Below are 20,390 nucleotides of genomic sequence, written 5' to 3'. Positions count from 1 at the left end.
TGAACGTCGGGCAGTGAGCCGAATGCGTTACAAACTGCGGATGAGTTGCGCTAGACCGTCGCCGATTGAAGTCGGTTCCGTCAGCTTGAATCGCTCGAGCAGTCGAGCATTGTTGGCGCGCGAATGGCGAATATCGCCCTGACGTGGCGCGTTATGAGTCACCTGCAAAGGGCTCCCGGTCGCGTTGCCCAATTCAGTGATCAAATCGTTGAGACTGGTGGAACGGCTGAGGCCGACATTCACCGCGCCAGGCTTGGGCTCGTTCGCCTCCACCGCCTGCACCAGAATGCTCACAAGGTCTTTAACGTAGACGAAGTCTCGGGTTTGTCCGCCGTCACCGAACACCGCCACCGGCCGCTCGGCCATGGCCATCTTGGTGAAAATGCTGATCACGCCGGAGTACGGCGACGACGGATCCTGGCGTGGACCGAAGATGTTGAAGAAGCGCAGGATCACTGGCTCCAGGCCATGCTCGCGGCGATAAAAGTCCAGGTAATACTCACTGGCCAGTTTGTCGGCGGCGTAGGGAGTCAGCGGCGCTTTGGGCGTGTCTTCGTCAATCGCCGAGCCTTCGCCGTTGTTGCCATAGATGGCCGCACTCGAGGCAAACACCACGCGCTTGATGTCCGCCTTCAGCATGTTTTCACAGACGTTGAGGGTGCCGACGAAGTTGCTTTGATGGGTGCCGACCGGATCGTCCACCGACGCCTGTACGGAAGCAACGGCAGCCAGATGCACGACGGCGCTGCAATCGCGCATGGCTTGCGCCACCACATCGATGTCGGCGACATCACCGACCACCACGTTCAGGTTGGCATTGCCCATCGGCAAATTACCGACCTTGCCGGTCGACAGGTTATCCAGCACACGCACTTTATAACCCTTGGCCAACAGCGCTTCGACCAGGTGAGAACCGATGAATCCCGCACCGCCAGTGATCAGTACACGCTCGACAAACATGAAGTTTCTTCCTGAAGATTCAAGCGGATTACTGAGGCGAGAGTCCGCTAACAGTGGTCTGTAGACATCGTCGTCCGGACTGATGGCATTTAGCCGATCCTGCCCTCGAATGCGACCGTCCGCCCTTGCGGTTGGTTCAAGATCAGCATTCAAACTGGCACGTCAATGTGTCGTTTCCATGGCGCAAGGCCAGCAAAACGCCGCCGATAATGTGAGATCAAACTGACACTGTCAATACTTTGTCAAATATATCGCCGACCGGTAATTTTCCCGCGAAAACGCCACTAATTTGACGACATTTATTAGTTACAATCTGTCATACAAATGCCACTCCGGAGCGGCAGACTGGGTCTGGGGCGGGGGTTTACATGCTTTTTGGCAAAGGGTCAGAAGAAGGGACGAGGCTGGGGTTGAGCGCAGCAAGCCATCAGCAGCGCTCTCGATTTACCGAAAGGTCATCGCGAACGGTGCAGCGGCCTGCTGAATGGCCCTGACAACATGCGGCGCCCGCTCGTGATGTTGCGGATTACGTTGCAGCACCACTTCCACGGCCGCCAGTAGTGTCTGGATACGCGCTTTGGGCTGGTCGATTTCACACGTCTGCGCGAACTCCAGCAGTCCCTGGCGGGAGGCAAACAATGATTTGTTTCCCGCCAGATCAAGCGCTAACACGTCTTCAGGAATATAGGCCGTGGTGTTGACGATGTCGTATGCCGGCGCCAGGCGCGCATCGCGCTGCGTCGGCACCGAATAGAGCAAGCCAAAGTTCTTAAGGTGAGCATCACCGTTGCCGACGATGCAGCTCAGGGCGACGCTATCGAACAGTTGATCAAGGGATGAACGCTGGTGCTCGGCAGGGCAAAACAGCCGCACCGCTTTGGCGATGGCCGCGTAACTCTTGCTGTACTTCTGATCCGCCGAAAGCCCCATCAACGCGGCCATGTCCTCGAAACCAATCGGGTTCAATTGATCGTCTCGATCAAAGCGACGCATCACAAAGAGCTGCGTATTGTCGGACAGGAAAAACTCCGGCACGGGTATCCCCGCCTCCTTGGCGATGGACATGCAAAGGAACTCGTTGATCGCAAGACCCGGAAATTCTTCACGACCACTTTTTATGATCAAGTCCGACGTTTTCGACGTGACCCGCGCCAGCCCGGCTTCACGCTGTTCAGGCACCAGCACTTTAGGCTGAACACCCGAAATGCCGGCGCGCAGGATGTAGCGATCAAGCAGCTCCTCGAAAAGATCTTCCGTGCCGTCCCACATCAGAATCTCTTCGAGTTTTTCGCCTGGGAATGGGTGATTGGCGAGCAAAGTGTCAACCGTTTCGGAACGCACCTGAACCCGCCCAATCGGTGAGCTACTGCCCGAAAGCGCCAGCAGCAGCATCGGATCAACGTTGACAGTTTTAGCCAAGCGGTTACGCAGTTGTTCCAGGACATAACCTTCAGGCAGGTTCATTTGAAAAATCGGGTGCAGATCTCGGGCTCTGAACTCGTCCGCTCGCACAGGCATCGACAGGCTGATAGCTGCGGGAGGTAATGCATTTTCGTCGTAGCGGAAAATGAAATCCCCGGAACTGATCAGCATCCGGCCGCTGTGCCCTTCAGGCGTACTGACATTGAGTGAATTCATTTTCATTCAAACAACTCCGCAAGTTCTTCAAGCGTCGGCATCGCGGCCGGGACCACGGCGAACTCACAATCAAGTGCGCCCAGTACCCGCGCATAGGCAAGCATGCTGACCGATAAAGTGCCCTGTTCCACCGCAATGACTTTCTGGCGAGTAAGGCCGGCCAGCTCAGCCAGTTTTGCCTGGGTGAAACCTCGATTTATACGTTTTTCGCGTATTAGCTTGCCCAATCGAGAGATTAAAAGAGCGTGGTCCATGTTCAGTTACCGTGACATTTATTGGTGAATGTAATGTATTCAGGACATTTAATCGACTCCAAAACCCAAATTCGCTTTTACCTCAAGCCAAACCCCAACGAAAATTGCCTCAAAGTCCACTTGAAACAAGGCAAGCATGCCCGCGAGTCGTCGGCCTCGGCGAGTGGGATGACGAGTGATTTGGCGAGGTATCTGACGGAGGCCGCATTCGGGATATCGCGATGGCGCAGGTTGGGAGGATGGCAGTGGCGGTTCGTGGCGCCGTCGTGAGCCTGCGCAGGCCTGGTAGCACAGATCAGAAGCGATAAGAAATCACCATTCTTAAAGCACCACAAAAATTCCGACAATTTTAAGTAATTAATGAATAAGCATAGTCACCACCACTAATGACCACTTATCTTTCTCGCTACTTCCTTCAATCTATCATCGCTTTCACGAACATGATCATGATCATGATCATGATCATGATCATGGGAGGATATGTAGCCTTCGTAATTTAGAAAAAATTTATCAACATTAGATTTAACTTCACTCCATTCTGTCTTACCGCCAGTACCATGCATTGGAAATAACTTTGAATGCACATGGTTGACTCCAAACCCTTCAAAAATCATCCCGGTCCGGCCAACATCATTGAATGCTTGGTCTATTAACCTCGCTACCTTTTTTGAGGCAATAACTAACTCTCCGAGCGTTATGTCGTCAAGGTCAAAGGCATAACTGGGGTAATGCTTTTTAGGTAAAACCACACTAAACCCCTCAGTATTTGGATAGATTGATAGTATTGCTATATATTTCTCATCTTCCCATATTTTGTGGCCTGGAGATTTTCCACTGACAATATCGCAAAAAATACACGGCATTTTGGCATCAGCCTCTTACTGATTTTCTTGGAAACACCATCGAATCCCAAAGATAGTTAAGACCTTGCGACCAGTTTCGGTTTGGGATTTTGCCAATTACATAATTGATCGTAAACGATGCAATCATTCCAGCAAGTTCAGTATTCGAAGGCCCGAAACTTGGACCAATAAAACCTGGATTTCGGCCATTGAATTTCATCAATAAAACAATTACTTCGAGTGAGGGATGCCCGCGCCTGCCAGGTTCAATGCTGTCAGCGAACCGATTCCACCACAACCAAATAATCAGCACTTTCAGCGCATCAAGCCTATCTACTGCCAGGAGCAAGTCGTGACAGTTCTTGGCACGGCCCAACATGCAGGAAGTAGTCCGATTTGTTCTGCTCGCTCGGCTTGTTATCTGTTGCAAAACTCTGCGCAGCAAAAAGCATTAAACCAACAGCTGTAATATTTCGCATATTAAAATCCATTTATATTATTCGAAAAGAAGAAGCCATCGAATGCTAACAGGCGCAACGAGATGAGTTCAAGTCTTATTATCATCTACACATCGTACTGCCTGATTCTACGGAGCCACACCGTTCAAGTGAACCTGATACAAAGCAAACATGAAGTTTCGTATGCGCAACATCTAAAGTGTAATATCGCGTTTACGAAACATTGACATACAACCCTACTTCAAAATAATTAACGTCCCCGCCATCCTGTCCAAACAACTGTTGCCAATGGCATTCCTTTCCAAGGCATGGCTGAGCTACGCCTGAAAACAGATTGCCAAGCGAAGATTCAATCGCGCCCCGAATACCTGAAATAAACCCGCAAAGCCCATCTACACTCAGCTCAAACTCGCCTAAAACGTCGATCAAAAGAGCCCCCATGACCACCCTCAAAGACCGCTTGAAGCAGGGCAAAGACGCTCGAAAGAAATGCCCTCGCAGCACTCAGGCCGCCACCGGAAAAATCAATCGCGACCCGCTGCCCCTGATCAAGCGTTCCAGCGAGGGCCGGGTTAATTCTCTGATCGAGTTGCGTTACGGGCGCATGCTGGTCTCGCCGTTCGCTTTCTACCGTGGCAACGCACTGTTGCAGGCGCACGATCTGGCCGGGACGTCGAACATGGGGCTGGTGTCGACGATTTGCGGTGATTGTCATTTGATGAACTTCGGCGGTTTCGCCACGCCCGAGCGCAATCTGCTGTTCAGCGTCAACGATTTCGACGAGGTGCATCCCGGCCCGTGGGAGTGGGATGTCAAACGCCTGGTGGCGAGTTTCATGGTGGCCGCGCGCGACTTGCGTCATGGCGAAACCGTGGAAGAAAGCGTCTGCCGCGAGGTGGTCGCCGCGTATCAACAGACCATGGTCGAGTGCGCCGAGCAGAGCGCGCTGGAAAACTGGTACGAGTCCATCAGTTACGACGATCTGCGCCAGCAAGCGACTAAAGCCACGGTGGAACACGTCGAGCGCGCCATCGCCAAGGCCGAGCGCCGCACGCATGCCGAGCTGCTGCCGAAAATCAGCGAGCGTGACGCCCACGGGCGCCTGATCATTCGCGATGACCTGCCGGAAATTTTCCACCTGCACAAAAACACCACGCTGCTGGATGCCGACGATGACTGGCTGCGACTTGCCGACTGGCGACCGCTCTACGAGACGTTGATGGGCGACTATCGCAACACGCTGCAAGCTGACCGACGCGGGCTGTTGTCGCGTTTTCAGGTGCAGGACATGGCGTTCAAAGTGGTCGGTGTCGGCAGTGTCGGTACTCGCTGCCTGGTGGCGCTGCTGACCGACGAGCAAGAGTTCCCGCTGTTCCTGCAATTCAAAGAAGCGCGGCGCTCGGTGCTTGCCGACTATGTAAAGGCCAAGTCCCGCGTGCGCCACAACGGGCAGCGTGTGGTCGATGGCCAGCGGTTGATGCAATCGGCCAGCGACCTGTTTCTCGGCTGGACCACCGGCCCCAACGAGCGGCACTTCTATGTGCGTCAATTGCGCGACATGAAAGTCTCGGCCGAACTGGAAACCTTCGACGCCGAAGCCTTTGCGGCCTACGGACGGATTTGTGGTCGCGCCCTCGCCCGTGCCCATGCCAAAGCGTCCGGGCATGCGGCGCTGATCAGCGGTTACATCGGCAAAAGCGATGCGCTGGCCGATGCACTGCTCAAATATGCGAAGGCATATGCCGAACAGAACGACCGCGACTTCGAACGCTTTCAGCAGGCGTGTCGCAAGGGGCGATTGCGTGCCCGTTCCGAGGCAGACTTTGCGGCGGATCACCTGCCGTAACCGCACTGGCCCGTGGCTGTTGATCTACATGAACTTTTCTTCACCCCACGGCCGTGCGGTAACCGGTACATTGCCCTCGCTCATTCAAGAAACTACGGTTTGCCCGCTCTCCCCGCGGGCTTTTTTTTGCCTGTCAAAAGCCCGTGGTGTTTGAGTTTTCATCGCGCCCGGGCAATTCTTGCGTTCCATCCCCCGACACCCGGTGCGCTCGATGTCACTGCTGACCCTGCCCTGCAAACGCCTGACGCTGGCGGTCCTCAGCCCCGATCAGGCCTCGATCGAAAGCGATTTCTACCAACGCAATCAACGGCATCTCGCCCGGTGGTCGCCGATTCGCCCCGCCGATTACCACAGCCCTGAACACATCCGCCCGCGCCTCGAGGTCCAAGCCAGTGCTTTCCAGGCCGGGCTGGCGGTGCACTTCGCGCTGCTGGATCCGGACAACGGGCAGATGATTGGCGCCTGCAATTTCAGCGGCATTACTCGCGGGGCGTTTCAGGCTTGCTATCTCGGCTACCACATCGACGAATCCCGGCAGGGCAAGGGTTTGATGCACGAAGCGCTGGAAGCGGGCATCGGCTACATGTTCGATGAGCAGAAACTGCACCGGATCATGGCCAATTACATCCCTGGCAATGAACGCAGTGCGCGATTGCTGGAACGCCTGGGATTTGAACGTGAGGGTTATGCCAAGGCCTACCTCAGTATCGCCGGGCGCTGGCAGGATCATGTGTTGACGGCGTTGATCAACGCTCACTTCGAAACCCCGGAACAGCGCTGGTCCAGACCGCTTTCGTAAAACTTCATCTGCCGTTCACATTTCGTTCAGCTCACCTTGCCTATGCTCGGGTTTCCCGCCCCCTGCCCGGTCACCAGAAACCATGTCGCGTCCCGCCACTTCTCTGTTTCTGCTTGCTGCCTTGCTGTTTTTTTTCGCGCTGGGCAACCATCAATTACAAGGCTCCACCGAGGCGCGGGTGGCCGGCATCGCCATGCAAATGCACCTGGATAACGACTGGGTGACGCCACGACTGTTCGGCGAACCGTTCCTGGAAAAACCGCCGTTGAGCCTGTGGCTCGACGCCGGGGCGATCCGCGTATTCGGAGGCACGCCGTGGGCGGTTCGGCTGGCCTCGGCACTGGCGGGGTTGTTTACCGTGATGACGCTGTACGCGCTACTGCGGCAGTTGGGCCGACCGAAAATGATTGCCTGGACGGCGGGCATGTTGCTGGCGACCATGGCCAGTTACTGGAGCAACGTGCGCGGCGTGGGTGAAGACGCATTGCTCGCCCTTGGCGTGACCCTGGCGTTGCTGGCGTTTTTTGAAGGTCAGAGACCGGGGCAACGCCGACCCGACCTCAGTAACGCGCTGCTGTTTACGCTCGGGATTGCCATCGCCACCTTGAGCAAAGGTGTGTTGGGGCTGGCGATGCCAGGGGTTGTGATCTTCGCGTACTTGCTGGCTGAATCCCTGATCGACAGGCGCGTGACCCTCTCGAAATGGCTGCGCCCCGGGCTGCTGACGATGCTCGGGCTGATTCCGCTGCTGCTCTGGCTTGCCGTGCTGTATCAGCGCGGCGGCGGGCAAGCGCTGGCCGAAGTGCTGCTGACCAACAGCGTCGGACGCTTCAGCGGCTCTTTCGTCGAGGCCGGGCATTACGAACCGTTCTACTACTACCTGACCAAACTGCCGCAAGCGTTTTTGCCGTGGAACATCCTCGTGTACCTGGGGCTGTGGCACTTTCGCAAAAGCCTGGTGGCCAATCGGTATTTGCTGTTTTTCACCCTGTGGATACTGGCGCAGTTCGTGATGCTGACGTTGGCATCAAGCAAGCGCACGGTGTACCTGATGTCGATGACACCAGCCGCTGCCGTGATCGCGGCGGAGTATGCGAGCGTGTTGTTCGAGCGGCTGAAACACCGCGCGCCGATACGCCGACTGGCAATCGGGGTGCTCACTGTGGCCATCGGCAGCTACCTGATCGCCGCGCAATGGACGCTGCCTCATGCTGATCGCACGTTGTCGTTCCTGCCGTTGACCGAACACATTCAGACGCTGCAAGCCAACGGGCATCAGGTCGCGCTGTTCCAGGCCAACGAACGGGTGGGCGGCGCCAGCGTGTTCTACACCCGGAGCATGCTCAAGGGGTTGGACACCGAGGCGCAACTGCATGAGTTCCTGACGGCGTCACCGACCCACGTCGCGGTCATGGCCGGTGACACCGAACCGGCCCCGCCACTGAACGTGCTCAAGACAATGAAGGTCGGACGTCAGGCTTACTACTTTGTAAGTCAGTAGGCGCATCCGCTCGCTCTGACTTTTTCAGCACCGGCAACTCCAGCCGTGCACGCCCGTAAAACGCCAGCGCCGTCAGCAGGCACGACAGCCACACGAAGATCCCGGCCCAGAAGGTGTGGGACATGTAATGCCAGCCTTGCAACACCCGGGTGGTGCCGTAGATGAAACCGAGCAACAGCGCGCCGACCATCAATGCCTTGGCGTGGCGCCAGCGGTAGGCACGCGCGACGAAGTACAGCGCGAGCATGGTGAAACCGCCCGATGCATGGCCGCCAGGCCAGCAGCGGCCATCGCCCGCTTCCTTGAACAGCTGGAAGTTGTTGTACCACTCCAGGTGCGCAATTTTGCCGCCGTACAGCGTCGTCTCAATCGGGCAGTACACGCTGGTGTGCGCCTTGAGGAAGTGAATCACGCCGGTGCAAATCGCAAACGCGAAGACCACGAACAGAAAATCCCGACGATGCTCGCAGGCGAACCGCAACACAGGCGCGGCTTTACTCCGTTGCAGAAAGTTGTCCAGGCGCGGACGCTTGTGCGTTTTGAGCAACGGCCAGACAAACGACAGCATCGCGCCGACCAAGGCGATTTCAGCGGTCCAGTTCGGGATGATGCGCGCCCACTTGTGGGTGATTTTCTCGAAGAGGTGCACCTTGTCGAGGGGGAAGGTCTGGGTGACGGGATCAAACAGCAGATTGCTGAAGGCAATGTCGATGCGGGTCATGTCGAACATCAGGAACACCACGGCCGCGCAGACCAATGGAATTGCGAAGTTCGCCGCGTAAAAGCGCGTGCGCGAAGAGGTCAGCATTGTGCATCCCGAACCGGAGGAACATTCATTCGCTGGTCACCGAGCGCCAGTCCGGGGCTTCAATGAAACCCAGCACCTGTGGCGCTTGTGGTCGTTCGGCGGAGATAAACAAAGAGGCGCCGTAGCCGAGGCTGGAGGTGCGCAACTTGAGGTCTTTTTCGAGCTGCGCCATGCATTCGCTGTGGGTCACCAGAATCAAGTTGCGACCGGCCACTTTGTGCGCCAATGCGTCGCGCAACATCGTGCCTTTGCAACTGATCAACCAGTCCTCGCCGACGCCGACCTTGTTGAACATGTAGCCAGCCGTCTGCGCGGTGCGAATCATCGGGCTGTTGTAGATATCGGTATTGTCCAGCCCCAATTGTTCGAAATGCGCACCGACATTTACCGCGACGCTGCGCGAGCGAGCGGTGATGCCGTCGTTGCCGCTCAGGCACGCAGCCTTGGAGTGATCACAGCGCTCGACGTGACGCACCAGCACAATCATCTCGCCCTTGGCCCAACCGGATAACAGTGCCTGGGCGCCGGCCACATTACCGTGGGCCAGGTCCGGCGCAGCGGCGGGTCGCAACAGCCACACGGTCAACGGGATCACCAGCAACGCCGAGGCCAGCACCACGGCGGTATTTCGATAGCGAGCAAAACGGCTCAGGTTAATCGAGCGTTTTACGCCGAACAGACTCAGTCTCAATTCCACATCAGGCCGCCTCGCCGGCATGCATCACTGTCATTTGATGCCGCGAGGATAGAAAGGCGTCCGTTGGCTGCGAGTGAAACGCTTGTGAAAAAAAGCTTAAGGGCCCGCCAGACGACCGCCGCTTTCGATAATGGCTGCACACGCTGGCAAAACTTCGATCGGTGATTTGTCCTACAAAAAACCTTTCAGCTCTCGCAAATGCTGCCGATACAAGCGTGCTACTCCCTTGCTGGCTCCCAAAAACAACAATCTCCAGCCAACTGACGATCAAGAAGTACAACGTTCCTGGAGGAATTGTGATGAATAGCTGGTTCGGCAACATCAGCGTGAATATGAAACTGGGCCTGGGATTCGGCCTGGTCCTGGCGCTGACCTGCGTCCTCGCCCTGACCGGCTGGACGAGCCTGGGCAGTCTGATCGACCGCAGCAACTGGATGAACGACATCACCCAGCTCAATGCCGGCCTGACCAAGCTGCGCGTGGTTCGCCTGCAATACATGCTGACCAACGGCGACGAAACCGCCGCGCAAACCGTGCAAACCACACTCGACGCTTTCTCTGCCCAGCAGCAAGCGTTGCAGTCAAGTTTCAAAAGCCCGGAGAACCTCAAGCTGCTCAAAGAGCAAGGCGCGGTCGTTGTGGCTTATCAGGCGTCCCTGAACAAAATGCGCAGCGCCTACCGCACCGGTAACAGCGCCCGCGACGCCATGGGCGCCAACGCGGAGACCGCCAGCGCGCTGATCAACTCGATCAACGCCAGCGTGAAACAACTGCCGCTGAGCGATCAGCGCTCGGAACAATTCCAGGCGATCACCGCCGCCAAGGAAGCGTTCATGCTGGCCCGCTACGAAGTGCGCGGTTATACCGCCAGCGCCAATGCCGACACCGAACAGAAAGCAGTCGCCCAACTGGACGTCGCCATCGACGGCCTGAAACAACTCAACACTTATTTCGCCGACAGCCAACAAGACACGTTGCGTCAACTGGAAACGGCGCTGAGCAACTACCGCAGTGCTTTGCAGGCCTTTAAAAACGCCACCAACGACACGGTGCAATCGCGCAAGGAATTGACCGATCAGGGCGCCGCCATCGTGAGCCTGAGCGATCAGCTGTATCAGATCCAGGTCGAACGCCGTGACGCCGAAAGCGCCCAGGCCCGCACCCTGCAACTCATCAGCGCGTTGCTCGCGCTGCTGGTCGGCGTGATCGCGGCGGTGATCATCACCCGTCAAATCACCGGCCCGTTGCGCGACACCCTGGCCGTGGTTGAACGCATCGCCAGCGGTGACTTGTCCCAGGATGTCCAAGTCACTCGTCGCGACGAACTCGGCGTGTTGCAGCAAGGCATCGCGCGCATGGGCGTGACCCTGCGCGACTTGATCAGCGGCATTCGCGATGGCGTCACGCAGATCGCCAGCGCTGCCGAAGAATTGTCGGCGGTGACCGAGCAAACCAGCGCCGGGGTGAACAGCCAAAAGATCGAAACCGATCAAGTCGCCACCGCGATGCACGAGATGACCGCCACGGTGCAGGAAGTCGCGCGAAACGCCGAGCAAGCCTCCCAGGCAGCCGCCGCCGCAGACGGTGAAGCCCGCGAAGGCGACAAAGTGGTCAACGAAGCCATCGCCCAGATCGAACGCCTGGCCAGCGAAGTCGTACGCTCCACCGAAGCCATGAGCGTGCTGCAACAGGAAAGCGACAAGATCGGCAGCGTCATGGACGTGATCAAAGCTGTCGCCGAACAGACCAATCTGCTGGCGCTTAACGCGGCGATTGAAGCTGCGCGTGCCGGTGAAGCCGGCCGTGGTTTTGCGGTGGTGGCCGATGAGGTCCGAGGCCTGGCCCAGCGCACACAGAAATCCACCGAAGAAATCGAAGGCCTGGTGGCCGCGTTGCAAAATGGCACCCATCAAGTGTCGGCCGTGATGAACAACAGCCGTGCCCTCACCGACAGCAGCGTCGCCCTGACGCGCAAGGCCGGTGTGTCACTGGAAAACATCACCCGCACGGTGTCCAACATCCAGTCGATGAACCAGCAGATTGCCGCCGCTGCCGAACAGCAAAGCGCTGTCGCCGAAGAGATCAGCCGCAGCATCATCAATGTGCGCGATGTGTCCGAACAGACCGCCGCCGCCAGCGACGACACCGCTAAATCCAGTGTTGAACTGGCGCGCCTGGGCGGTCAGTTGCAGCAGATGGTCAGCCACTTCCGGGTTTGACCTTCACTTTGCGGTGAATGAAACAACCATTCGCGAGCACGCCCGCTCCCACAGGTACGGGGTCGAACACAACATTTGTGAACGACCCCAGTTCCCTGTGGGAGCGAGCTTGCTCGCGAATGCGTCAGGTGAGTTACCGCGTCCCGCGCTGACGCAAGGCCGACGGCATGAAGTACGCTTCTTCCGGCACCGGCTGGGCGAAGTCGACGGTTTCCGGCTCTTCGTTATCCAGGTTCTGCACGTAGTAACGACGCGCCTGCAAGTCGTGGAACACGTCGAGTGCGCTCCAGGTGGTGGGCAGGTCGTAGAAGTTTTTCAGGTAGGCCATCGACACCCGCCACAACTCGCCTCGGCCGTCATATTGATCGACCAGTGCGGCGCCCCAACTGTCTTCGTCCAGAAACAGCACGCGTTTGGAATAGATATGCCGCGAGCCCGGCTTGAGCGTGCCTTCGACGACCCACACCCGGTGCAACTCATAGCGGGTGTATTGCGGGTTGAGATGGCCGGGGGTGAGCAATTGCTCGTACTTCACCTCGGGGCTGCCAACCTTGTAGCTGTTGTAGGGAATGTAGATTTCCTGCTTGCCCTTGAGCTTCCAGTCGTAGCGGTCCGGCGAGCCGTTGAACAGGTCGGTATCGTCCGCCGTGCGCAAGCCGTCCGACGAAGCGATGGGCGTGTCATACGCCAGGTTCGGCGCCCGGCGCACGCGACGTTGGCCGGCGTCGTAGACCCAGGCCTGACGCGGGTCTTTGAGCTGGTCCAGGGTCTCGTGGATCAACGCGGCACCGCCGGCCAGCCGGGCCGGGCTTTTCACGAACGCCAAGTAGTAGAACAGGATGTTTTTCAGGTCGGCAAACTGCCCGCCCGGGCGATAGTAATTGAACAGCCCCTCTTGCTGCGACGTCACCAGGGCGAAGCTGCCGTTGCGCTGTACCGGCGCTTCGGAGGCGCGGCGCACCACGTAGATGCCGCGATAACGAGTGATGTGGTTCCACAGCGCCTCGATCCCGTCCTTGGGTACCGGGAACGGCACGCCGCCGTAGGCATCGGCAAATCCGGTACCACCGTCGAGCAACTTGGCCGAGGTCGCATTCTTGAAGGTGTTGTCGTACAGCCACTGCGGCGCCGAACCCGAGCGGCGAGAAGGATAGACCGGCATCTGGAAGGTGTCGGGGTAAGCGTTGAACAGCGCAATCTGGCCTGGGCTGAGGTGCGCCTTGTACTGCTCAAGGTTGGCCTTGGTGATGGTGAACAGCGGTTTGTCCGCGGCATACGGGTCCGGGTGATGCTGGCCCGGTTTGTAGCCTGCCGGTGCCTGGGTAATGCCACCGACCCAGGCCGGGATGGTGCCGGCGGCGTTGCCGGCACGCTCGGCTCCCATCGGCGTCAGGGTGGTTTTCAGTTGCTCGGCTTGCTGCGGCGTGATGGCCGCCAGCGTGTTGCCGGCGGCGAGGCCAAGCACCAGCGCCAGCGCGATCCTGGTCAGTCGTGAAGTGTGAAACATGATCGTTCTCCAAAGTACAAAACCTGTGGGAGCGGGCTTGCTCGCGAAGGCGATGTATCAGGCGACATCCGTGTTGAATGTGCCGGCCTCTTCGCGAGCAAGTCCGCTCCCACACTGGGTCTGTGTGTAGCAATCAAAGGAAGTACTTGATGTTGAAGCCGACGTTGTCACGGTCGCGCAGACCGTTGTCCCGCCCACCGCCGTAGAAATTGGTGTATTGCAGTTCGGCTTCCAGCTTGTTCTGGTAGTTGGCCTTGATCCCCAGGGTGTAGGCCTTGCGGCCCTCGATGGTGTTGCCCGCCTGGTAACTGTTGCCTTTGAAGTCATCCTTGTAGACGACGTAGGGCGAGACGTTGACCCCGGCATACACGTCGTTCCAGGTGCCGTTGAACATGGCGGTGTAGCTATAGGAATTGCGGTTGACCTGATCGCCGCGATCACCGCCGGACACATAGGAAAAGTTACCGGTGCCGGCGTAATAACGGTCGCTGCCGTCATACGCGGTGTATTGCAGGCTGCTGCCGCGCAGGTGCTCGGACGCCAGCTCGAACACGCCGAACATCGAGTCGAACGACAGGCTTGGGCCGAAGTTGTAGATGCTGCCCAGGGACGTATTGAACGCCTCCACCCGCTCGGCGTTGTTGATTTGGCTGTCGAGCGTGACGCTTTGCCCGCCGATGTTGATGGTCTGGCCGGCCGCCGCCGCGGCAGCGCCGTGGGCCAGGTCGCCGATCAGGTCGTTGGTGGCGGCGACGCCGATGGGCAAGTTCGGCCGATAGGCCACTTCACCGAATACCGACGCCTGGCCCAGGGTGGTGTTGAAACTGAAGCCGTACATGCGGATGTCTTCGGCGTAGCGACGATGCGCCTGAATATTGCCCAGCACATCGGCTGTCGCCAGACCGTTGGCCAACTGCCCGGCCTGACTGCCGGCGACACCGGTCAACAGGTTGGTCAGGGCGTTCATATCGATGCCCTTGTAACCCCCCAGGTCAGCGGAAACGGTCGGCTCCTTCGCGTGGTAATTGACCATGTACAAGCCGAACTCGGTGCTGTTGAGTGCTTCGGCGATGTAGCGAAAGGCGAAGCCGAACTGGCCGTCGTTGCGCGCGTTGTAATCCTTGCCGACCGAGGCCACTTTGAGGGTGTTGCCGAAGGCCGGCGTCACCCCATTGGCGTAAAGGCCAGTGGTGCGCAGGGCCTGGTTGAGCAACGGGTTATCGCCCAGCGCGCTGTACAGACTGATCACATTGCCGAAGCCGGGCACCGGCGTGTCCAGCGCGGTCCCGGTGAAGTTGTTGTAGGCGGTGTTGCCACCGTCGGCGAACAGGTCCGTTTGCGAGTAGAACGTGCCGACCGGGTCGATGCGGGTCTCCTTCCAGTTCATCTGGTAGAAACTTTCCATGGTCAGGGTGTCGGTCAGGCCGATGTTGAAGCTGAGCGCTTCCACCGGTATCAGCACTTCCTTGACCTCGGCCCCCGGCAAACGGTACTTGGCGGCGTCCACCGGGTTGGTGGTGTTGACCCCGCCGCGATAGAAAATCCCTTCGCCCCAGTTGAACACCTGACGCCCCAGGCGTGCGGTGACCGGCATCTGCGCCACGTCCCAATTGCCATAGACGTAGGCATCGAGCATCTCCACCCGGCTGCCGGCAATGTCGCGGGTCTGGGCGGTGAAGTGGTCGTCCTGCGGGTAACTCTGGCTCGGTTGCGACGGGCTGTTGTTGCGGTAGTAGTCGTTGCGTTTGTCCATCAGTTGGGTGTCATAGAACGCGGTGCCGCGCACGAACATCCCGTAGTTCTGATAGTTGGCCTCAAGCTCCGAGGTGATTTTGTAGACCTCGGAAACCAGCCCGGTATCGAAGTTGCGATTGCCGTCGTTGGTGTTGACGTCGTCGTTGTTCTTGTCCCGGCCCTGGACCCGCCACAAGCGGCCATAGGACAACGTACTGTCAAACGAGCCGGTGACCTGTTTGTCCAGCACGCTGAACTCCATGGCCTGCGCCCCGTCGACTGCGCACAATTGCAACAGCCCCGCCAGGCCGACTCCGGGTAGCGCCGCGCCAGACAGGCGCAATCGAATCCTCATGGTCTGTTTCTCCTTCCCTATTATTTTTTTTATATCCGGCCAACGGTGTTGCGATGGTCAGGGCGCCAACCCCGCGCTGACATAAATCCGGCTGTGCGCGCCGAAATGCCCCAGTAGCGTGAACAGTTGCTGGTTAAGTGCCGGATGGTCGTAGCTTTCGCGCGCCAGCTGATTCGCAGCGCTGAAATCGCTGGTGATCGGCGCAGTCTCCAGCCACTGGCCGATGGCCTCGTCAAAGGCTGCGGAATCGTCGGCGGACTCGGCGCTCACCACGTTGCGCAGGTAATCCACCGAGTACGCTGGATAACGGACGTCTTGCGAGAGATCGGCGTAAGCCTGGAGCATCGGATGGGCCTGACCGGCACGCAGCAAGCGCCGCAGCCAGGCCGCCTGATATTTCTCCACTTCCATGTGCCGGGTGGCGACTCGCTCGATGGCCGCATGCTTGTCGGCATCGAAGCCGGCCAACGCCTTGCCTTCGATCAACAGCAGGCTCGCCAGCTCGACGCCGGGCAGCGGTTTGGCGTGATAAGGCTGGGTCAGGTCTTGAACGTGGTGCAGGCCCCAGCCGAGAAAACGATAACCCCAGTAAGGGTGGCCACTGGCAAACGCCAGTCGCGCCAGCCCCATGTACTGGTAGGCGCGCCAGTCCGGCCAGCTGCGTTGAAGAAATCCGGCAGCGGCATAGACCACCGCGTTTTCATGGAAGAAGCCCATGTGGAACGGCGCCTGGGAGCTGTACTGAAAACGCGCATCGCCGAACGGTTGCGGCCCGAACTCGTACAACGCGCCGACCTCGCCGGGGTTGTCGCTGAACAGGTTGATGTCGTGGCCGTAATCAGGCTCGTCGGCGGCACTGGCGAGCACCGTCAGCGGCGCGACTTTTTCGCCGTCGGCCACGCGGATGAAACGCTGGCGGTTCCACGGCGAGAGCGTCTGTTCGACCATCACTAGCTCGGCCTTGAGGTGTTCACGCCCGGGCACGTCCTTGCCTGGCAGCGGCTGGATGACCATCGCCAAGTGAATGTACGGATTGATGCGCAGCGCGGTCAGGAAGTCGTGCCGCAAATTTTCTCCAGGCACGGCGGGCAGTCGCAAGCTGTCGGGGCGCGGCGGGTACTGGGCGAAGTGCTCACGGGCGAAACGCTCCTGTTCATCCAGCAGCGCGCTCACGGCGCCGTATTGCTGCGCGAGAAATTGCTCCAGCGGCTCGACTTCAACCTGAGGGGCTTCGCGCAAGGCCGGTAGATCCTGCAAGGCGAGGTAGCTGCCCACCGTATGGTTGGACCAGCCCCAGGCGGTCGGAACCGTTCCACACAACAGCAGCAGGAGAAATGTCAGCTTCATCGCAGGGGTTCTTGTTGGAGTTGTAGTGGGGTTGAGCCTAACAACCGACTCCGCCCCTGACACTGTCCAAACTCACCAGAAAAGTTCTCCGATAGCGCCATATTCACCGGCCAAAAAAACACCGCCGGCCATTGTGGGAGCGGGCTTGCTCGCGAAAGCGGTACGTCAGTGAAATCAACGGTGACTGACACGGCGCCTTCGCGAGCAAGCCCGCTCCCACAGGGGACTTCGGTGTTTTCTTAAGCCGGGTAGCCGGTGATCTTGCGGATGCTTTGGTACAACGGCTTGAGCTGTCGGTACATGCGCAAGTAGACGTCTTTGTACAGTCGCTGATAGACCTTCTGCGCCTCGGGCTGCGGCGTGAATACCGCGCCGACCCGGGTCATGGCCGCCATTGCCGAAGCAAAATCGGCGTGCAGCCCAAGCCCGACCGCGCAGCAAATGGCCGCCCCCAGGCCAGACGCTTCGTAGACATGTGGACGCTCGGCCGGCAGACCGAAAATGTCCGCCGTCAGTTGCATCGCCGCATCACTCTGCGAGCCACCGCCCGCGACGCGCAAACGCTTGATCGACACCTTCGAACGCTTCTCGATATTTTCCATGCCCTGACGCAAGGCATACGCCAACCCTTCGAGGATCGCCCGATAGATGTGCGCGCGGGTGTGCACGTCGCCGAAGCCGATCATCGCGCCCTTGGCTTCCACGCCCGGCTCGCGAATGCCGGGCGACCAGTAGGGTTGCAGCGTCAGGCCCATGGAGCCCGCCGGCACCGCATTCACCAGCGCATCAAACAATTGCTCGGGTTCGATGCCCTGCGCTTTGGCCTGCTGCATTTCCCGCAGGCCGAACTCGTTCTTGAACCAGCTGACCATCCAGTAGCCGCGATAAATCATCACCTCGCAGTTGTATTGGTTCGGCACCGCAGACGGGTAAGGCGGAATCAACGGGACGATTTCCAGGTAGCGCGAGCGGGTGCTGGTGATCGTCGCGGTGGTGCCGTACGACAGGCACACCGTATGCGCGTCAACCACGCCGGCGCCCAACACTTCGCAGGCCTTGTCGGCACCGGCAGCGATCAGCGGCAAGCCCTCGGGAATGCCGGTGTGACGGCTGGCCTCGGCGCTGATGTGGCCGAGGGTTTCGCCGGGTTTGTGCAGCGTCGGCAGTTGCTCGGGACGCACCTTCAGCGCCTGCCATTTCCAGTCGCCAGGCGCGGCCCAACGCAAGCGTTTGAAGTCGAACGGCAAGTAGCCGACGCAACACCCCACCGAGTCGACAAAACGACCGCACAACCGGTGGGTGAGAAACCCCGAGAGCAGCAGAAACTTGTCGGTCGCCGCCCAGATGTCAGGCTGGTGGCGCGCGATCCAGTTGGCCTCGGCCTGCGCGCGAAAATAATCCACGGTGGCTTGCGCGCCGACCAGTTTGAACAGCCAGCCCCACGGTCCCTTGATCCCGCCCTCGACCTCGCTCTGGCGTTGATCGAGCCACAGAATCGCCGGGCGCAGCGCTTTGCCTTGGGCATCGACGTTGATCACCGTGCCGCGCTGGGTGGTCAGCGAGACGCCGGCAATCTGTGAACGGTCGATGCCGGTTTGCTGCCATAACTGCTGGCAGGCCTCGCCCAGTTGTGCCCAGTAATATTCCGGGTCCTGCTCGGCCCAGCCCGGGTGGGTCGAGTAGTAGGCCTGCAAGTCGACCTTGCCTTTGCCCAGCAGATTGCCCTGCAAGTCGAAGAGCAGCGCGCGCACGCTCTGGGTGCCGTTGTCGATCGCCAGCAGGTAACGCTTGTTCGGGTGGTTATCCATGGAGCTCTCTTCAATGGGCATCAATGCGCGGCATCCGGCAAACCGTGATGGCGTTGCCACAACGCCTTGTAACGCTGCAGTTCCTGCTGCCAATGCTCATCGTCCCAGCCCAGTCGTGGCTGACAGAGTTGGCGAATGGCCGGCCAATAATCCTCGCCACCTCGCGCCAGCAACAGGCCCAGGCGCGTGCGACGCAGCAGCAGGTCATCCAGGTGCAGGACCATTTCGGTGTCGCAGGCAAAGGCCAGTTCCGCCCACAAGGTGTCGGTGGCGCCGACGCGGTCATGGCCCAATTCTGCGATCAGTTGCGCCAGCCTCGGCAGGTCACGGCCATGCCGACCGGCCAGGCGCCGCCATTGACGGGCGCCGAGCCCGGCAATCGCCAGCGGCGGCACGGCGGCAAACACCGGCGCGCCGTCGTCGCTGAAGGGGCGCCCGAGCATGGTCGCGCAGGCCTTGAGCACCTCGACGGCCTGCGGGCGAAAGGTGGTCAGCTTGCCGCCCGCCAGGGTCACGCAGCCGGGTTCCTGCCACAGCACGTGCTCGCGGGTTTCATTGGACGGCTTGCCCTGAGGCTCACCCGCCGCGCTGCCCACCACCGGGCGCACCCCCGACCAGGTCGACAGCACATCGGCGGCACCCACGCTGGCCTGGGGAAACTGCTGGGCGCAGGCCGCCAGCAGGTAGTCGAGTTCCTCGGCGCTGATGCTCGCGCTCTGGTCCAGATCCTCGTGATGATCGAGGTCCGTGGTGCCGACCACCGTGGCGCCTTCCCAAGGGAAAACAAACACCGGTCGACGGTCGCGCTCGTGCAAAAAGGTGAAGGCCTGCGCCACCGGCAAACGCCAGCCCGGCAACAGCAAATGACTGCCGCGCAACGGGCGCAACTGACGAGGGGTGTCGGGCGCGCGCAAGCGTTCGGCCCAGGCGCCGGTGGCCACCGCCAAGACAGCGCAACGCAATGGCAGCGAAGCGCCGGCCTCGCAGTCCTCGATCTGCACGCCGCACACCCGCCCCTCTTCACGCAGCAAATGCTCCACGCGCACGCCGTTGAGTATCACGGCGCCATCGGCCCGGGCCTCACCCAATACACGCATCACCAGACGCGCATCGTCGGTCAGCGCATCGACAAAACAGGTGCCGCCCAGCAGGTCATGTTCCTTCACCCCCGGCGCGAGATAACGCAGCTGCTGCGCATCATGGAAGCGATGGCTGCGCCGCCCGGCCAGCGCGTCATACACGCTCAACACACCACCCAGCACGCGCCGGCCGGGAAAGCCGCCACGGTAATGCGGCATAAGGAAACTCATCGGCTCAACCAGCCCTGGCGCTTCGTCGAGCAGCCGCTGGCGTTCGCGCACCGAATCACGGGTCAAGCGCCACTGGCCCTTGGCGATGTAACGCAAGCCGCCGTGGACCATTTTCGAGGAACGACTGGAGGTGCCCCAGGCGAAATCCCGCTGCTCCAGCAGCAGGCAGCGCCAGCCACGACGCGCGGCCTCGCGCAGGATGCCGGCGCCGCTGATGCCGCCGCCAATGACGATCAGGTCCCAGGTTTCATCCCGCAGCGTGGTCAGCGCTTGCTGTCGCCACGCCGCGTTCCAGTTGCAGTTCATG

Annotated in this window: 17 protein-coding genes and 1 pseudogene; 5 read left to right on the top strand and 13 right to left on the bottom strand. The window is 59.6% G+C overall.

All coding sequences use genetic code 11. From position 1 onward, the window contains the following. Positions 1-27: 27 nt before the first annotated feature. The 6 genes from ACQKP4_RS12635 to ACQKP4_RS12610 form a co-directional block, all read right to left on the bottom strand. Positions 28-960 carry an NAD-dependent epimerase/dehydratase family protein gene (locus ACQKP4_RS12635; protein WP_427633541.1) on the bottom strand — a complete coding sequence of 311 codons (933 nt, stop codon included), beginning with the start codon at positions 958-960 and terminating at the stop codon, positions 28-30. Positions 961-1,404: 444 nt separating this feature from the next. Beyond that, positions 1,405-2,604 (bottom strand): type II toxin-antitoxin system HipA family toxin, encoded by a 1,200-nt coding sequence (locus ACQKP4_RS12630; protein WP_427633539.1) that lies wholly within the window; start codon positions 2,602-2,604, stop codon positions 1,405-1,407. After that, positions 2,601-2,852: a helix-turn-helix transcriptional regulator gene (locus tag ACQKP4_RS12625; RefSeq protein WP_427633537.1), complete on the bottom strand. Its 252-nt coding sequence runs from the start codon at positions 2,850-2,852 to the stop codon at positions 2,601-2,603. The genes ACQKP4_RS12630 and ACQKP4_RS12625 overlap by 4 nt, the downstream gene beginning before the upstream one ends. A 383-nt stretch (positions 2,853-3,235) precedes the next feature. Then, positions 3,236-3,715: an HIT family protein gene (locus ACQKP4_RS12620; protein WP_427633535.1), complete on the bottom strand. Its 480-nt coding sequence runs from the start codon at positions 3,713-3,715 to the stop codon at positions 3,236-3,238. Positions 3,716-3,722: 7 nt separating this feature from the next. Then, on the bottom strand, positions 3,723-4,073 hold the full coding sequence (locus ACQKP4_RS12615) for a hypothetical protein (RefSeq protein ID WP_427633534.1): 351 nt from the start codon (positions 4,071-4,073) through the stop codon (positions 3,723-3,725). 292 nt (positions 4,074-4,365) lie between these two features. Further along, positions 4,366-4,593 carry a hypothetical protein gene (locus ACQKP4_RS12610; RefSeq protein WP_427633532.1) on the bottom strand — a complete coding sequence of 76 codons (228 nt, stop codon included), beginning with the start codon at positions 4,591-4,593 and terminating at the stop codon, positions 4,366-4,368. Between ACQKP4_RS12610 and ACQKP4_RS12605 the strand changes: the two genes are divergently transcribed. The 3 genes from ACQKP4_RS12605 to ACQKP4_RS12595 all read left to right on the top strand — a co-directional run bounded on the left by ACQKP4_RS12605 (position 4,592) and on the right by ACQKP4_RS12595 (position 8,298). Then, complete coding sequence (locus ACQKP4_RS12605) at positions 4,592-5,998, top strand: DUF2252 domain-containing protein (RefSeq protein ID WP_427633530.1); 1,407 nt, start codon at positions 4,592-4,594, stop codon at positions 5,996-5,998. The two genes, ACQKP4_RS12610 and ACQKP4_RS12605, sit on opposite strands and share 2 nt — an antisense overlap. Positions 5,999-6,209: 211 nt before the next feature. Next, entirely contained in the window at positions 6,210-6,797 is a 588-nt protein-coding gene (gene rimJ / locus ACQKP4_RS12600; RefSeq protein ID WP_427633528.1) for a ribosomal protein S5-alanine N-acetyltransferase, read from the top strand. 82 nt (positions 6,798-6,879) lie between these two features. Continuing rightward, a complete protein-coding gene (locus tag ACQKP4_RS12595; RefSeq protein WP_427633526.1) occupies positions 6,880-8,298 on the top strand; it encodes an ArnT family glycosyltransferase in 1,419 nt (472 codons plus the stop codon). On the opposite strand, the gene ACQKP4_RS12590 is transcribed toward ACQKP4_RS12595, so the two are convergent. Then, complete coding sequence (locus tag ACQKP4_RS12590; RefSeq protein WP_427633524.1) at positions 8,249-9,106, bottom strand: phosphatase PAP2 family protein; 858 nt, start codon at positions 9,104-9,106, stop codon at positions 8,249-8,251. The two genes, ACQKP4_RS12595 and ACQKP4_RS12590, sit on opposite strands and share 50 nt — an antisense overlap. Positions 9,107-9,131: 25 nt before the next feature. After that, positions 9,132-9,803, bottom strand: a complete 672-nt coding sequence (locus ACQKP4_RS12585; RefSeq protein WP_427633522.1) for a histidine phosphatase family protein — start codon at positions 9,801-9,803, stop codon at positions 9,132-9,134. A 299-nt stretch (positions 9,804-10,102) separates the two neighbouring features. Here ACQKP4_RS12585 and ACQKP4_RS12580 point away from each other — a divergent pair. Further along, positions 10,103-11,116, top strand: a pseudogene (locus ACQKP4_RS12580) (methyl-accepting chemotaxis protein); the annotation flags it as partial. Between the two features lie 42 nt (positions 11,117-11,158). Continuing rightward, on the top strand, positions 11,159-12,022 hold the full coding sequence (locus ACQKP4_RS12575; RefSeq protein WP_427633578.1) for a methyl-accepting chemotaxis protein: 864 nt from the start codon (positions 11,159-11,161) through the stop codon (positions 12,020-12,022). A gap of 133 nt (positions 12,023-12,155) precedes the next feature. On the opposite strand, the gene ACQKP4_RS12570 is transcribed toward ACQKP4_RS12575, so the two are convergent. The 5 genes from ACQKP4_RS12570 to ACQKP4_RS12550 form a co-directional block, all read right to left on the bottom strand. Next, complete coding sequence (locus ACQKP4_RS12570) at positions 12,156-13,529, bottom strand: DUF1329 domain-containing protein (RefSeq protein WP_427633520.1); 1,374 nt, start codon at positions 13,527-13,529, stop codon at positions 12,156-12,158. 133 nt (positions 13,530-13,662) lie between these two features. After that, positions 13,663-15,618, bottom strand: a complete 1,956-nt coding sequence (locus ACQKP4_RS12565; protein WP_427633518.1) for a DUF1302 domain-containing protein — start codon at positions 15,616-15,618, stop codon at positions 13,663-13,665. A 57-nt stretch (positions 15,619-15,675) separates the two neighbouring features. Then, on the bottom strand, positions 15,676-16,965 hold the full coding sequence (locus tag ACQKP4_RS12560) for a phospholipase (RefSeq protein ID WP_427633516.1): 1,290 nt from the start codon (positions 16,963-16,965) through the stop codon (positions 15,676-15,678). 239 nt (positions 16,966-17,204) lie between these two features. Then, positions 17,205-18,773 carry an FGGY-family carbohydrate kinase gene (locus ACQKP4_RS12555; protein ID WP_427633514.1) on the bottom strand — a complete coding sequence of 523 codons (1,569 nt, stop codon included), beginning with the start codon at positions 18,771-18,773 and terminating at the stop codon, positions 17,205-17,207. Between the two features lie 20 nt (positions 18,774-18,793). Beyond that, complete coding sequence (locus ACQKP4_RS12550) at positions 18,794-20,389, bottom strand: glycerol-3-phosphate dehydrogenase/oxidase (RefSeq protein WP_427633512.1); 1,596 nt, start codon at positions 20,387-20,389, stop codon at positions 18,794-18,796. Position 20,390 lies beyond the last annotated feature (1 nt).

This window comes from Pseudomonas sp. NPDC086278, from assembly GCF_050280905.1.
Lineage (GTDB): Bacteria > Pseudomonadota > Gammaproteobacteria > Pseudomonadales > Pseudomonadaceae > Aquipseudomonas.
Note: the sequence above shows the minus strand (reverse complement) of the source record. Positions and strands in the feature narration are given on the sequence as shown.